11 protein-coding genes are annotated in these 13,625 nt (G+C 73.7%); 7 read left to right on the plus strand and 4 right to left on the minus strand.

What is annotated here, in order from left to right; genetic code table 11:
* Positions 1-3: 3 nt before the first annotated feature.
* Complete coding sequence (aroD, locus tag GD880_RS03980; protein ID WP_152230320.1) at positions 4-765, minus strand: type I 3-dehydroquinate dehydratase; 762 nt, start codon at positions 763-765, stop codon at positions 4-6.
* A 176-nt stretch (positions 766-941) separates the two neighbouring features.
* Between aroD and GD880_RS03985 the strand changes: the two genes are divergently transcribed.
* From GD880_RS03985 to GD880_RS04015, 7 genes are all read left to right on the plus strand, one after another.
* Complete coding sequence (locus GD880_RS03985; RefSeq protein ID WP_152230321.1) at positions 942-1,799, plus strand: DUF72 domain-containing protein; 858 nt, start codon at positions 942-944, stop codon at positions 1,797-1,799.
* Positions 1,796-2,425 carry a UdgX family uracil-DNA binding protein gene (locus GD880_RS03990; RefSeq protein ID WP_152230322.1) on the plus strand — a complete coding sequence of 210 codons (630 nt, stop codon included), beginning with the start codon at positions 1,796-1,798 and terminating at the stop codon, positions 2,423-2,425. Before GD880_RS03985 ends, GD880_RS03990 begins: the two co-directional genes overlap by 4 nt.
* A 146-nt stretch (positions 2,426-2,571) precedes the next feature.
* Positions 2,572-3,870, plus strand: a complete 1,299-nt coding sequence (locus tag GD880_RS03995; RefSeq protein WP_226909374.1) for a DNA glycosylase AlkZ-like family protein — start codon at positions 2,572-2,574, stop codon at positions 3,868-3,870.
* Positions 3,871-4,051: 181 nt separating this feature from the next.
* The gene (gene secA, locus GD880_RS04000; RefSeq protein ID WP_152230323.1) at positions 4,052-6,880 is read left to right on the plus strand and encodes a preprotein translocase subunit SecA; all 2,829 of its coding nucleotides are present in this window, start codon (positions 4,052-4,054) and stop codon (positions 6,878-6,880) included.
* Positions 6,881-7,178: 298 nt separating this feature from the next.
* Complete coding sequence (locus GD880_RS04005; RefSeq protein WP_152230324.1) at positions 7,179-8,375, plus strand: CE1758 family FMN-dependent luciferase-like monooxygenase; 1,197 nt, start codon at positions 7,179-7,181, stop codon at positions 8,373-8,375.
* Positions 8,376-8,410: 35 nt separating this feature from the next.
* Positions 8,411-9,028, plus strand: a complete 618-nt coding sequence (locus tag GD880_RS04010; RefSeq protein ID WP_152230325.1) for an FMN reductase — start codon at positions 8,411-8,413, stop codon at positions 9,026-9,028.
* 390 nt (positions 9,029-9,418) lie between these two features.
* Entirely contained in the window at positions 9,419-10,798 is a 1,380-nt protein-coding gene (locus GD880_RS04015; RefSeq protein WP_226909363.1) for an HNH endonuclease, read from the plus strand.
* A 40-nt stretch (positions 10,799-10,838) separates the two neighbouring features.
* Here GD880_RS04015 and GD880_RS04020 read toward each other — a convergent pair whose 3' ends face one another.
* The 3 genes from GD880_RS04020 to GD880_RS04030 are packed head-to-tail and all read right to left on the minus strand — an operon-like array spanning position 10,839 to position 13,443.
* Positions 10,839-11,864, minus strand: coding sequence for an NADPH:quinone reductase (locus GD880_RS04020; RefSeq protein WP_226909364.1), 1,026 nt, complete (start codon positions 11,862-11,864; stop codon positions 10,839-10,841).
* A 47-nt stretch (positions 11,865-11,911) separates the two neighbouring features.
* On the minus strand, positions 11,912-12,514 hold the full coding sequence (locus GD880_RS04025; RefSeq protein WP_152230327.1) for an Rv3235 family protein: 603 nt from the start codon (positions 12,512-12,514) through the stop codon (positions 11,912-11,914).
* Entirely contained in the window at positions 12,511-13,443 is a 933-nt protein-coding gene (locus GD880_RS04030) for a LysM peptidoglycan-binding domain-containing protein (protein WP_152230328.1), read from the minus strand. Before GD880_RS04030 ends, GD880_RS04025 begins: the two co-directional genes overlap by 4 nt.
* Between the last annotated feature and the right edge of the window lie 182 nt (positions 13,444-13,625).

Raw genomic sequence — 13,625 nt, forward strand, 5'->3', positions numbered from 1 at the left:
TGCTCAGCGGGCCCGGTGGAGGAGGTCCAGCGTGCGGCGCAGCTCGTCGGCGTCGACCTGCCCGGGCGCGGAGGCCGCACCGACGGTCCCGAACGTCGCGGCGGAGCCGAAGACCTCCCCGGCCAGGCGGGAGACGACCCCGGTGCCGGCCATCGCCATGGTGATGAGCGGGACGTCCGGGAGCTCGCGGTGCATCGTCCACGTCGCCTCGAGGAGGACGAGGACGTCGCCCGGGTCGGCCGGCATGACAGCGATCTTGGGGATGTCCGCGCCGAGGCCGTGCATGCGCCGCAGCCGGGCGAGGAGCTCCGCCCGCGGGGGCGTCGCGGCGAAGTCGTGGCTGGACATGACGACCGCGACCCCGGCGTCGTGCGCGGCGGCGACCAGGCCGCGCACCACCTCCTCGTCGCGGAAGAGCTCGACGTCGACGAGGTCGGCCGCCCCCGAGGCCACGATGGCGCGGCACAGGGCACCGTAGGCGGCGTCGTCGATCGCCCGGGCGCCGCCCTCGGCCGCCGTGCGGACGGTGACGAGCAGCGGCAGGCCGCCCAGCGCGCCGGCGAGCTCCCGGGCGACGGCGCCGACCTGGTCGGGTCCGGCTGGCGCGGCGAGGTGGTCGACGCGCCACTCGACGACGTCGACCGGGTGCCCGGCCAGCGCGGAGGCCTCGGCGTGCAGCGCCGGGACGTCGGCCCCCGTGAGCGGGACGATGATCTTCGGCCGGCCCTCCCCGATAACGACGTCCTTGACGGTGACGGCGGGCATGGTGCTCCTCGGTGGTGGTGTTTCGGGCGGCCGGGCGTGCGTGCGCGCGGCGACGTGCCCGGCCATCCGGACGGGGGTGTCGCCGGAACCATAGCCGCGGTGGCCGCCGCGCCGCCGTCGCCGCCCGCCAGTACACCGCCGCGCCGCCGTCGCCGCCCGCCAATACAGTCGGGCCCATGGTCGTGCGGGTGGGCATCTCGGGGTGGCGGTACGCCCCGTGGCGCGGGGTGTTCTACCCCCGCGGGCTGCCCCAGCGGCGCGAGCTGTCCTACGTGGCCAGCCACCTGTCCAGCGTGGAGATCAACGGGTCCTTCTACTCCCTGCAGCGGCCGCCCAGCTACCGCGCCTGGGCCGAGCAGACCCCGCCCGGCTTCGTCTTCGCCGTCAAGGGCGGGCGGTTCATCACCCACATGAAGAAGCTCGTCGACGTCGCGACCCCGCTGGCCAACTTCTTCGCCTCCGGCGTCCTCGCCCTGGGGGACAAGCTCGGCCCGGTGCTCTGGCAGCTCCCGCCACAGCTGCCGTTCGACGCCGAGCGGGTCGACGCCTTCCTCGCCCAGCTGCCGCGCACCACCACCGCCGCGGCCGCGCTCGCCGCCGGGCACGACGACCGGCTCACCGACGAGCAGACCTGGACCACCACCGACGCCGACCGGCCGCTGCGCCACGCCATGGAGGTCCGCCACCCCAGCTACCGCGACCCCGCCTTCACGGCGCTCCTGCGCGAGCACGGCGTGGCCGCCGTCGTCGCGGACACCGCCGGCCGCTGGCCGCTGCTGGAGGAGGCCACCGCGGAGATCGTCTACGTGCGCCTGCACGGCGACCAGGAGCTCTACGTCAGCGGCTACACCGACGCCGCGCTGGACACCTGGGCGGAGAAGATCCGCCGGTGGCACGGCGAGGGGCGCGACGTGTACGTGTACTTCGACAACGACGTCAAGGTCCGGGCGCCGGTCGACGCCATCGCGCTCGCGGACCGGCTCGGCGACATCGCGGCCCGTCCCGCGGCGGTGGCGGGGCAGGAGGGGAGATGACCGAGGAGCGGCCCGGCGCGCAGCGGTGGGTCCCGCCGGAGGCGGACGTGGACGGCCTGCGGGCGGCGGCCCCGGGCTGCCGCGGCTGCGAGCTGTGGGCGGACGCGACCCAGGTGGTCTTCTCCACCGGCAGCGACCGGGCGCGCGTCGTCCTGGTGGGCGAGCAGCCCGGCGACCGGGAGGACCGCGAGGGCAAGCCCTTCGTCGGCCCGGCCGGCCGCATCCTCGACGACGCCCTCGAGGCGGCGGGCATCGACCCTTCCGGCGTCTACGTCACGAACGCCGTCAAGCATTTCCGCTTCCAGATGCGCGGCAAGCGGCGCATCCACAAGACGCCCGGGGTCGCGCACGTCGAGGCGTGCCTGCCGTGGCTGGAGGCGGAGCTGGCGGCGGTGCGCCCGGGCGTCGTCGTGTGCCTGGGCGCCACCGCGGCGCGGGCGGTCCTGGGCCGGGAGGTCCGGGTCACCGCCGAGCGCGGCGCGCCGCTGAGCCGTCCCGGGCCCGACGGCGAGGTGCGCGTCGTGGTGACCACGCACCCCTCCGCGGTCGTCCGGCTGAGCGGCAAGCCCGGCTTCGACGAGGCCTTCGACGCCCTGGTCGCCGACCTGCGCCTCGCCGCGCCCTGACCCTGCCCCCCAGCAGCCAGATTGTCATTCTGGTCGCCGCCGGATTGCCATTCTGGTCGGAGGCCAGGCGGCCATTGTCGCTGCCGCCGGCGAGGGCTTCGCGCGTCGATGTCGGTGCCGCCGGGCACGATGGGCACGTGACCACCATCGCCGCGCGCCCCGCCGGCCGGGCCCGCTCGCTCCGGCCGGGCCGCACGCTGACCGTCGGCCAGGCCCGCCGCGTCGCCGTCGCCGCCCAGGGCCTCGACCGGCCCCGCCCCGCCGCCCCCACCATGGCCCACCTGCAGCGGGTGATCGCCCGCATCGGCTTGCTCCAGATCGACTCGGTCAACGTGCTCGCCCGCGCGCACCTGCTCACGCTCTTCTCGCGGCTCGGGCCCTACGACGTCGCGCTGGTCGACCGCGCCAGCGGGCGCGCGCCGCGCCGCCTGGTGGAGTTCTGGGCCCACGAGGCCTCCTACCTCCCGCCGCGCACGTACCAGCTGCTGCGCTGGCGCATGGAGGACTACCGCCACCGCGACCACTGGGGGCGCGAGCTGGCCCACCACCCCGAGATCCTCGCGGCCGTGCGCGACGTCGTCGGCGAGGCCGGCCCGGTGACGGCGAGCCAGGTGCACGAGGCGCTGGGGCACCGGCGCGGGCCGCGGGAGCACTGGGGCTGGAACTGGACGCCGGCCAAGCGCGCCCTGGAGCATCTCTTCAACATCGGCGAGATCGCCGCCGCCGGGCGCACGCTGCAGTTCGAGCGGGCCTACGACCTCACCGAGCGCGTGCTGCCCGGCGACGTCCTCGCCGGGCCCGTCCCGGCGCGCGCCGACGCCGTGCGCGAGCTGGTCGCCATCGCCGCCCGCGCGCACGGGGTCGCCACCGTGCGCTGCCTCGCCGACTACTTCCGCCTGCCCGTGGCGGCGACCGCCGTCGCCGTCGCCGACCTGGTGGAGGACGGCGCGCTCGAGCGCGTCCACGTGCCGGGCTGGAAGGAGGCCTACCTCGCCGCCGGGGCCCGCCTGCCGCGGCGGACCGACGCCCGCGCGCTGCTCGCGCCCTTCGACCCGCTGGTCTTCGAACGCCGACGGGTGCGGGACCTGTGGGGCATGCACTACCGCATCGAGATCTACACCCCGGCCGCGCGCCGGCGGCACGGCTACTACGTGCTGCCCTTCCTGCTGGGCGAGCACCTCGTGGCGCGGGTGGACCTCAAGGCCGACCGGCAGGCCGGCGCCCTCCTCGTCCGGGCCGCCCACCCGGAGGAGCGGGACGCCGTCCCCGGGCTGGTCCGGTCCGGGGCGGGGGCGTGGCCCGCCCGCGGCGCGGTGGCGGAGCAGCTCGCGGCGGCCCTGGGCGAGATGGCCGGCTGGCTCGGCCTGGACGACGTGCGCCTCGACGGCGAGGCCCACGGCGACCTCGTGCCCGACCTGGCCCGCGCGCTCCCGAGGGCGGGCTGAGCGCCCTCGCACGGACGCACCGATGAGCCGCCGCGCGCCGGATCCCCGCCCGTGGTGCACCGGCGGCGTGTGTGGCGGCTGTGGCCCCAGCGCGGCACCGCCTACTATGGAAACCGGGTGCGCCCATCCGGGGCCCCGCACCGGCGTGTCCGGTGGACGTGAGACGACCAGGAGCTGGCGCGTGCCGAAGATCCTCGACAAGATCCTGCGAGCGGGCGAGGGCCGTGTCCTCAGGCGGCTCAGCGCCATGGCGGACCAGGTTGACGCGCTCGAGGACGAGTTCTCGTCCATGTCCGACGCCGAGCTGCGTGAGGAGACGGACCGGTTCAAGCAGCGCTACGCCGACGGCGAGAAGCTCGACGACCTGCTGCCGGAGGCCTTCGCGACCGTGCGTGAGGCCGCGACCCGGACGCTGGGCCAGCGCCACTACCGCGTGCAGGTCATGGGTGGCGCGGCGCTGCACCTGGGCAACATCGCCGAGATGAAGACCGGTGAGGGCAAGACCCTCGTCGCGACCCTGCCGAGCTACCTCAACGCGCTGACCGGCAAGGGCGTCCACGTCGTCACGGTCAACGACTACCTCGCCGGGTACCAGAGCGAGCTCATGGGCCGCGTGCACCGCTTCCTCGGCATGACGACCGGCACGATCCTGTCCGGCCAGAGCCCCGACGAGCGGCGCACGCAGTACGCCGCGGACATCACCTACGGCACGAACAACGAGTTCGGCTTCGACTACCTGCGCGACAACATGGCGTGGTCGGTCAGCGAGCTCGTCCAGCGCGGCCACCACTTCGCCGTCGTCGACGAGGTCGACTCCATCCTCATCGACGAGGCCCGCACGCCGCTGATCATCTCCGGCCCCGCCACCGGCGACGTCAACAAGTGGTACGCCGAGTTCGCGCGCCTGGTCACGCGGCTCAAGCCGGAGGTCGACTACGAGGTCGACGAGAAGAAGCGCACCGTCGGCGTGCTCGAGCCGGGGATCGAGAAGGTCGAGGACTACCTCGGCATCGAGAACCTCTACGAGTCCCTCAACACGCCGCTGATCGGGTTCCTCAACAACGCGATCAAGGCCAAGGAGCTCTTCCACCGCGACAAGGACTACATCGTCAAGAGCGGCGAGGTGCTCATCGTCGACGAGCACACCGGCCGCGTGCTGGCCGGGCGCCGCTACAACGAGGGCATGCACCAGGCGATCGAGGCCAAGGAGGGGGTGGCCATCAAGGCCGAGAACCAGACCCTGGCCACGATCACCCTGCAGAACTACTTCCGCCTCTACGACACGCTCTCCGGCATGACCGGCACCGCCGAGACCGAGGCGGCGGAGTTCTCCAGCACCTACAAGATCGGCGTCGTGCCGATCCCCACGAACAAGGAGATGGTCCGCAAGGACCAGCCGGACCTCATCTACAAGGGCGTCACGCAGAAGTACACGGCGATCGTCGACGACATCGCCGAGCGGCACACCGCCGGCCAGCCGGTCCTCGTGGGCACCACGAGCGTGGAGAAGTCCGAGGTCCTCTCGGCGCTGCTGAAGAAGAAGGGCATCCCGCACCAGGTCCTCAACGCCAAGCAGCACGAGCGTGAGGCGGCGGTCGTGGCCATGGCCGGGCGCAAGGGCGCCGTCACCGTCGCGACCAACATGGCCGGCCGCGGCACCGACATCATGCTCGGCGGCAACGCCGAGTTCATCGCCGTCCAGACCCTCAAGCAGCAGGGCCTCGACCCGGCCGAGACTCCCGAGGAGTACGAGGCCGCCTGGCCGGCGGCGCTGGAGGCCGCCAAGAAGGCCTCCGCCGCCGAGCACGACGAGGTCAAGGAGTTCGGCGGGCTGTACGTGCTGGGCACCGAGCGGCACGAGTCGCGGCGCATCGACAACCAGCTGCGCGGCCGCTCCGGCCGTCAGGGCGACCCGGGCGAGTCCCGGTTCTACCTGTCCCTCGAGGACGACCTCATGCGGCTGTTCAACTCGGGCCTGGCGATGCGGGTGATGGACAGCGCGTCCTTCCCCGACGACATGCCGCTCGAGCACAAGTTCGTCTCCCGCGGCATCGCCAGCGCCCAGGCGCAGATCGAGGCCCGCAACTTCGAGATCCGCAAGAACGTCCTCAAGTACGACGACGTCATGTCCCGCCAGCGCGAGATCGTCTACGCCGAGCGGCGCCGGGTGCTCGACGGGGAGGACCTCCAGCAGCAGATCCAGGCGTTCCTCGACGACGTCGTCGCCGGACTGGTCACCGTGCACACCGCCCAGGGTGCGCCGGAGACGTGGGACCTCGAGGCGCTGTGGACCGAGCTGAAGACCACCTACCCGGTCTCCATCACGCCCGAGGACGTCGTCGAGGAGGCGGGCAACGCCACCCGGGTGAGCGCCGAGATGCTCACCGAGGAGCTGCAGTCCGACATCCACCTCGCCTATGCCGCCCGCGAGGAGCAGCTCGGCTCGGAGGTCATGCGCCAGCTCGAGCGGCGCGTGGTGCTGTCGGTGCTGGACCGCAAGTGGCGCGAGCACCTCTACGAGATGGACTACCTCAAGGAGGGCATCGGCCTGCGGGCCATGGCCCAGCGCGATCCGCTGGTCGAGTACCAGACCGAGGGCTACCAGCTCTTCCAGGCCATGAACGAGGCCATCAAGGAAGAGTCGGTCCGGTACCTGTTCAACCTCGAGGTCAAGCGCCAGGAGGCGCCGGTCAACGCGCCGTCCGAGCTCGTCGACAACGCCTCGGCCGCGGCGACCGCGGCGAAGGCGGCGGCGCACGCCCGGAAGCGCAAGGCCTCGGCTGCCGCCTCCGCCGCCGCCCCGGCGACGGACGAGCTGGGCCTCGAGGCGCCGGAGCGGCCCCAGCGGCTGTCGTACTCAGCCTCGGCGCTCGACGGCACCATGCCCACCGGCGTCTCGGGCGACGGCGAGCCCGCCGCCCAGGTGGCCGGCGAGGACGGCCAGCCGGCGGACGCGGGCAACCGCGAGCAGCGCCGGGCGCAGGCCAAGGCAGCGCGTCGCCGGCAGTAGCCGCGGCGCGAGCGCTCCAGGCGCTGAAGATGTCACGCACGTCGGGCCTCACCACAGATGTGGTGGGGCCCGACGGCGTTGTGGCTTGCCGAGGCGTCACCGGCTCGTTGGGTTGTCGGCGGTCCGGCCGGCGCGTCGCTGCTTCCCCGGGCTGTCGGCGGGCCGGCCGACCCGTCGCTGCTTCCCCGGGCTGCGGCGCGCCGTGGCCGTCGTCACGATGGAGGTGGAATACCCACCTAGGTCCCGCTGTTGGCCCGGATGTACATGCAAATGCATCGATCCTGCGAGGGGCGCAACCATGCAGTTCGGAATCTTCACGGTCAGTGACGTCACGACCGACCCGACGACCGGCACGACGCCGAACGACACCGAGCGGGTGCAGGCGATCCTCAAGATCGCGCAGCACGCCGACCAGGCCGGGCTGGACGTCTTCGCCACCGGTGAGCACCACAACCCGCCGTTCGTCGCGTCCTCTCCGACGACGATGCTCGGCTACCTCGTGGGGACGACGCAGAACATCGTCCTGTCGACCTCCACCACGCTGATCACCACGAACGACCCGGTGAAGATCGCCGAGGACTACGCGATGCTCCAGGTGATCTCCGACGGGCGGATGGACCTCATGATGGGCCGCGGGAACACCGGCCCGGTCTACCCCTGGTTCGGCAAGGACATCCGCCAGGGCATCAACCTGGCCATCGAGAACTACGCGCTGCTGCGGAAGCTGTGGGAGGAGGAGGTGGTGGACTGGCAGGGCCGGTTCCGCACCCCGCTGCAGGGCTTCACCGCGACCCCGCGCCCGCTCGACGGCGTGCCCCCGTTCGTGTGGCACGGCTCGATCCGCAGCCCCGAGATCGCCGAGCAGGCCGCGTACTACGGTGACGGCTTCTTCCACAACAACATCTTCTGGCCCATGAGCCACACCAAGCGGATGGTGCAGTACTACCGCCAGCGCTTCGAGCACTACGGCCACGGGCGCGCTGACCAGGCGATCGTCGGCCTGGGCGGGCAGTTCTTCGCCCGGAAGAACTCCCAGGACGCCAAGGCCGAGTTCCGCCCCTACTTCGACAACGCCCCGGTCTACGGGCACGGCCCGTCGATGGAGGACTTCACCCGGGAGACGCCGCTGACGGTGGGCTCTCCGCAGGAGATCATCGACCGCTACGCCGCGATGCGTGAGGACGTCGGCGACTACCAGCGCCAGCTGTTCCTCATCGACCACGCGGGCCTGCCGCTCAAGACGGTCCTGGAGCAGATCGACATCCTCGCCGAGGAGATCGTCCCCGCGCTGCGCAAGGAGAACGAGGCCAAGCGGCCGGCCGGCGTGCCCTCCGACCCGCCCAGCCACGCAGAGATGGTGGCCAAGGCCCGCGCCGCCGGCGCGGTCGCGGGCGAGCACGTCGCCGGCGAGGACCGCTGGACCGGCGCCACCGCCGAGGACGACGCCGCCGCGGCCCAGGCCGCCACCAAGAAGGGCGCAGCCTTCGGGCTGTGAGCCGCCGAGCCACCACTGCCATCACGAGGAGAACCATGAGCGAGCGCACGATCGTCGCCGTCTCGGCTGGGCTGGGCCAGCCGTCGTCCACCCGCCTGCTGGCGGACCGGCTGTCCGAGGCCACCGTCGCCGAGCTGGGCCAGCGCGGGGGGAGTGCGCGGGTCGAGACCGTCGAGCTCCGCGACGTCGCGCACGAGGTCATCAACGCGATGCTCACCGGCTTCCCCACCGGCGCGCTGCGGGAGGTCATCGAGAAGGTCACCGGCGCGGACGGGCTGATCCTCGTCACGCCGCTGTTCACCACGACGTACTCGGGCCTGTTCAAGTCCTTCGTCGACATCCTCGACAAGGACGCGCTGGTCGACATGCCGGTCCTGCTCGGCGCGACCGGCGGGACGCCGCGACACTCGCTGGCGCTGGAGTACTCCATGCGGCCGCTGTTCACGTATCTGCGCGCCGACGTCGCGACGACGTCGGTGTTTGCCGCCACGGACGACTGGGCCGGCGAGGGCGACAAGGTCAACCCGCTGCCCGCGCGCATCCAGCGCGCGGGGCGCGAGCTCGCCGAGATGGTGGCGTCGCGGGAGAACACCGGGCCGGCGGACCTGTACGACGACGTCCCGAGCTTTGACCAGATGCTCGGGAACCTCTGACGCCGTTCACCTCGCGGCGCGCATGCCCGTGTGCCGCTGAGGAGTGCCGATGGCCGTGTCCGCCGGACACGGCCATCGGTGTCTTGCCTGCGCTTCATGCTCGGTGCTACCTGCCGCAGCACCTCGCTCCAGCGGGTTTGAGACCGCTGCCTGGTGAGTTGTGTTCGTCGTGCCGGGGTTGTCCCCAGGCTCGGGGCGGATGTCGCACCCCGCGGGTAGTGTCCTACACATGTTCGATAGGCGGGGTGGCCGGGACCGGGGTGCGGGGCAGCCCGGTCCGGACCCTGCCCCGGCGGCGCCCTCGGTCCCGTCGGTTGTGGCGGCTCCGGCCCGGCTGACCTCGGCCGACATGGTCGGCTGGCGCGAGACCCTCGCCGAACTGGACCCGACGTGTCGGATGTCGAGCGGGTCGACCAGCTGCGGGTGTTGGAGGAGCTGAAGGCGGCCGCGGCGGCGGCGCAGGCGCGGATCGCGGTGGACCTGGACCTCTCCCAGCGCCGCGACCAGGAGGCGGCCGGGGTGCCCGCGGTCCGGCGGGGGCGGGGGGTGGGGGCGCAGGTGGCGCTGGCCCGCCGGGAGTCTCCGCACCAGGGCGGGCGGCTGCTGGGCCTGGCGAAGGCGCTGGTGCTGGAGATGCCCCGCACGTTTTCCGCGCTGGAGTCCGGGGCGTTGAGCGAGTGGCGGGCCACGGTGCTGGTGCGCGAGTCGATCTGCCTGGACGCCCCCGCCCGGGCCGCCTTCGACGCCGAGCTGTGGGCCGACCCCGCGGCGGTCGAGCGGCTGGGCACCAGGGCGCTGGTGGCCCGGGCCAGGCAGATCGCCTACCGCCTGGACGCCGCCAGTGTGGTGGCCCGGGCCCGAAGGGCCGAGCACGAGCGCGGGGTGAGCCTGCGCCCGGCCCCGGACACCATGACCTACCTGACCGGGCTGCTGCCGGTGGCCCAAGGCGTGGGGGTGTGGGCGGCCCTGACGAGGACGGCGGACGCGTTGCGCGCCCAGGGCGACGGCAGGAGCCGCGGGCAGATCATGGCCGACACCCTGGTCGAACGCGTCACCGGCCAGGCGTGCGCGGAGCGGGTGCCGATCGAGGTCCAGCTGGTCATGACCGACAAGGCCCTGCTCGCCGGCGATGCCGAACCGGCCGTCATCCCCGGCTACGGGACCGTGCCCGCCCAGTTCGCCCGCGACCTGATCGCCGACCGCCTCGACGCCTCAGCCGGCACCGGCGGCGAGACGAACGCCGACGCGGGGAAGGTGCTGGCGTGGTTGCGGCGGTTGTTCACCGCCCCGGGCACCGGAGAGCTGGTCGCGCTGGACTCCCGCCGCCGCATCGCCCCGCCCGGGCTGGCCCGGTTCATCGCCGTGCGGGACCAGGCGTGCCGGACGAACTGGTGCGACGCCCCGATCCGCCACCGCGACCACGTCGTCCCCGCCGCCGAGGGCGGGCCCACCACCGCGCACAACCTGCGCGGGGCCTGCGAGGGCTGCAACTACGCCAGGCAGGCCCCCGGCTGGACCGCCCGCACCCTCAACACCAGCAGCGACGCCGGCGGGAACACCGCAGGTCAGCGGGCCGGGCCCGGCGGGCACGTCGTCGAGCTCACCACCCCCACCGGACACCGCTACACCTCCCACGCCCCACCCCTGCCCGGCCACCGACCCGCGCGAGCGACCGCACCACCAGGCCGACACGCCGACAGAGAAGGCGCACGCACCACCGACAGCGCCCTCGAACACCGCATGCGAGCCGACTTCGCTTGGACCGCCTGAACCGCCGCTCCGCTCGTGGTGCCGGCGGGACAGTGGGTGGTTACGACGGGCGGCCGGTCCACACCTCCTCGCCCTCGCGCGCCCAGGGGTGGAGCAACAACCGGCCGCGAAGGTCCCCGGCCTCCATCTGGCGGTGGGCGTCGGCGGCGAAGGTGAGCGGCAGCTCGTCGATGATGCGGGCGGTCAGTCGCTCCTCGACGAGCATCTGGTTGATCAGCGCGGCCGCGGACGTCAGGTTGCGCACCGACGCCCGGCTGATGACGAATCCGTGAACGCTGATGTCTCGGGTGTACAGCACCGCCAGGGGCACTGGTCCGGAGCCGTCCCGCACGGCGGTGACGACGATCTTTCCGCCGGGTTTCACAACCTCAGCGGAGATCTCGTGGGCCTGATGGCCGGACGTATCCCAGGCGACGTCGACGCCGTCTGGGGCGTGTGCCCGCACGGCCAGCGCGAGGTCGGGGTCCCGGTAGTCCAGGACGACGGCGGCACCGGCCGCGGTGCACCGCTCGTGATCATCGGGCCGGGCGGTGGCGATGACCGTGGCGCCCGCCCGGGCGGCCAGCTCGATGGCCGAGGTGCCCACGTTGCCGCCCCCGCCGCCGACCAGGACTACCTGTGCCGGTCGCAGCTTCGCGTGGACGAACCACGCGAGGTACGCCGTCGCCGCCGAGTGCGCGACGGCGACCGCCAGCCGAGGATCGACGTGCTCGGGAAGCCGATACAGGCGCTCGGCCGGGACGATGGCGTACTGCGCGAAGGATCCCTGCCGCCCGTCATGGCCGAGGCTGTTGCACCAGACCCGGTCGCCCGGGCGGAAGCTCCGCACCGCGTGGCCGACCTCGAGGACGGAGCCGACGAGGTCGCGGCCGAGAATCAGCGGCAGCGGGACCTCGGTGCGGTAGGCGCCGGAGCGTACCAGGGTGTCGACCCGGTCCACCGCCACGGACTCCACCGTCACGAGGACCTCGTCCGGGTGCGGGACGGGGACGGGCAGCTCGCCCACCCGGATCTCTTCGGCCGGCCCCAGCGCCGGGACGTACGCCGCCGTCATCGTCGAGGACATGCGGGCATCGTCGCGCGGCGGCGCGGGGCCGGCACGTCGGCCGCGTACTACCCGATCTCGAGGGCGGTCGCCCGCCACCGGCCCCGGTGGGCCTCGAGCCGCACGGCGGCCCCGCGCACGCGGTCCCCGTCGTGCACGACGACCGCCGCCTCCACGGTGCGGGCATCGATCTGGCATATCCGGACCCGGCGGACCTGGGTGCGCCGGGCGCGGGCCGGCCGGCCGACGACCCGCTCGGCCAGCCGGGCGCGGCGCGCGAGCGGCCCGTACAACTCGGGAGCGAGCAGGCGCGCGAGCTGGTTCGGCGGCCGCAGCCCTATCAGTGCCTCCACGGCGCCCAGCACGACGGCCCCGGCCCAGGGCGCCGGCTCAGGCAGCGGCTGAGTGGTCGCGTCCTCCCGCGGGCTCGCCCGCACGGTCAGCACGACCGAGCCGTGCGCCGCCGACGGCTTGGTGGACGGCGGGGCCGGCGCGATGCCGCCGGCGAAGCGGACCCGGTCCCACGCCGGCGACGTGCCGGGACGCCCCTGCAGCGCACGCGGCCCGGCGCCGGGGACGCGCGGAAAACCGAGCGTCCCGCCGCGGTGCACGGGCGCCGCGGTCGTCGCGGACGGTCGCACCGGGGACGGGATGACGGTGAGGGCGCTCATGAGGACTCCTTCGTCGGGGTCTGCAGCAGCTGACCGGGGCGGATGAGGTCGGGGTCGGTGCCGATCACGGCGGCGTTGGCGCGGTACCACTGCGGCCAGGCCGCGGCGATCTCGGCGTCGGTGGCCGATTCGGGCAGGTGGTCTGCGGCGATCGCCCAGAGGCTCTCGCCGGCGCTGACGACGTGGCGGTCGGTGGGTGCCCCCTGACGGGTTGTCGTGCTGTCGGCGGAGGTGTGCGTCCCGGATGACTTTTCGCCCCCGTCCGCCGTGCGCTCACGGGATGTGGCCGGGGCCGACGGGGACGCCGCTCCGTGCGGCGGGGCGGGCGCTGGACGCGGGCCGGGGGTGCGGGGCATCGGGTAGTCGGGCGCGCCGGGCGTCGCGGGGGCGGCTGCGTCGGTGCTCGGCGCCGGGTCCTCCGGTGGCGCCGGCGGTGGCGAAGGAGAGTCCGCGGGCACGGGGGAGACGGGCAGTCGGGCAGGCCGATGCGAAGCGGACCTGTCGGGCGCCCCCCAGCCAAGATCCACCGGCAGGGTGGGGTCCGGCTCGACGGTCGCGGCAGCGGCCCCGCCGAGCGAGACGGCGACGCCCACACCGGTCGCCACCGTCGTGAGCAGGGCGCGCCGGAGGATCGGGGCCCCGCAGCGCCGCAGCACGCCCTCGAGGCGGTGGCGCCGTCCGCCGCGGGTGGCCAGCGCCGCCAGGGCGACGGCGGCGGTCGCCGCGTACCAGGCGGCCACGAGGGTCCCCACCGCGAGCACCGCCACCGTCACGACGTCGGGTAGGTGGGCGGCCGTCAGCCCGAAGGTGCGGTCCTGCTCGAGGAGGGCCAGTGCCGTCTCCGCCGCCCGCCGGCCCAGGGTCGCGGCCAGCAGGCCCGCACCGGCCAGCACCGCGACTGTCGCGCCCGCTCGGGTGTGAGGCCTCATCGTGGTTCCTCACTCTTGGTGCTTGATCGTGCACTTTGATGTCGAACCGTGCAGATAGGTGTACGCCGGCCTCGTTCACGGGTAAAGCCCCCGGATCGGGTGCTGTGGACGGGACCACGGCCCGGCACCGTCCCGCCGACCACGCATCCACACGGATCCGGAGAATCAGGTCCGTCCGCGGC

Origin of the sequence: Georgenia ruanii (assembly GCF_009193175.1) — a bacterium.
GTDB classification, from domain to species: Bacteria; Actinomycetota; Actinomycetes; order Actinomycetales; family Actinomycetaceae; genus Georgenia; species Georgenia ruanii.

What these genes read in the sequence shown, in the direction of transcription:
- aroD (WP_152230320.1), bottom strand. Translation starts at nt 765, where the DNA reads ATGCCCGCCGTCACCGTCAAGGACGTCGTTATCGGGGAGGGCCGGCCG.
- GD880_RS03985 (WP_152230321.1), top strand. Translation starts at nt 942, where the DNA reads ATGGTCGTGCGGGTGGGCATCTCGGGGTGGCGGTACGCCCCGTGGCGC.
- GD880_RS03990 (WP_152230322.1), top strand. Translation starts at nt 1,796, where the DNA reads ATGACCGAGGAGCGGCCCGGCGCGCAGCGGTGGGTCCCGCCGGAGGCG.
- GD880_RS04005 (WP_152230324.1), top strand. Translation starts at nt 7,179, where the DNA reads ATGCAGTTCGGAATCTTCACGGTCAGTGACGTCACGACCGACCCGACG.
- GD880_RS04010 (WP_152230325.1), top strand. Translation starts at nt 8,411, where the DNA reads ATGAGCGAGCGCACGATCGTCGCCGTCTCGGCTGGGCTGGGCCAGCCG.
- GD880_RS04020 (WP_226909364.1), bottom strand. Translation starts at nt 11,864, where the DNA reads ATGTCCTCGACGATGACGGCGGCGTACGTCCCGGCGCTGGGGCCGGCC.
- GD880_RS04025 (WP_152230327.1), bottom strand. Translation starts at nt 12,514, where the DNA reads ATGAGCGCCCTCACCGTCATCCCGTCCCCGGTGCGACCGTCCGCGACG.
- GD880_RS04030 (WP_152230328.1), bottom strand. Translation starts at nt 13,443, where the DNA reads ATGAGGCCTCACACCCGAGCGGGCGCGACAGTCGCGGTGCTGGCCGGT.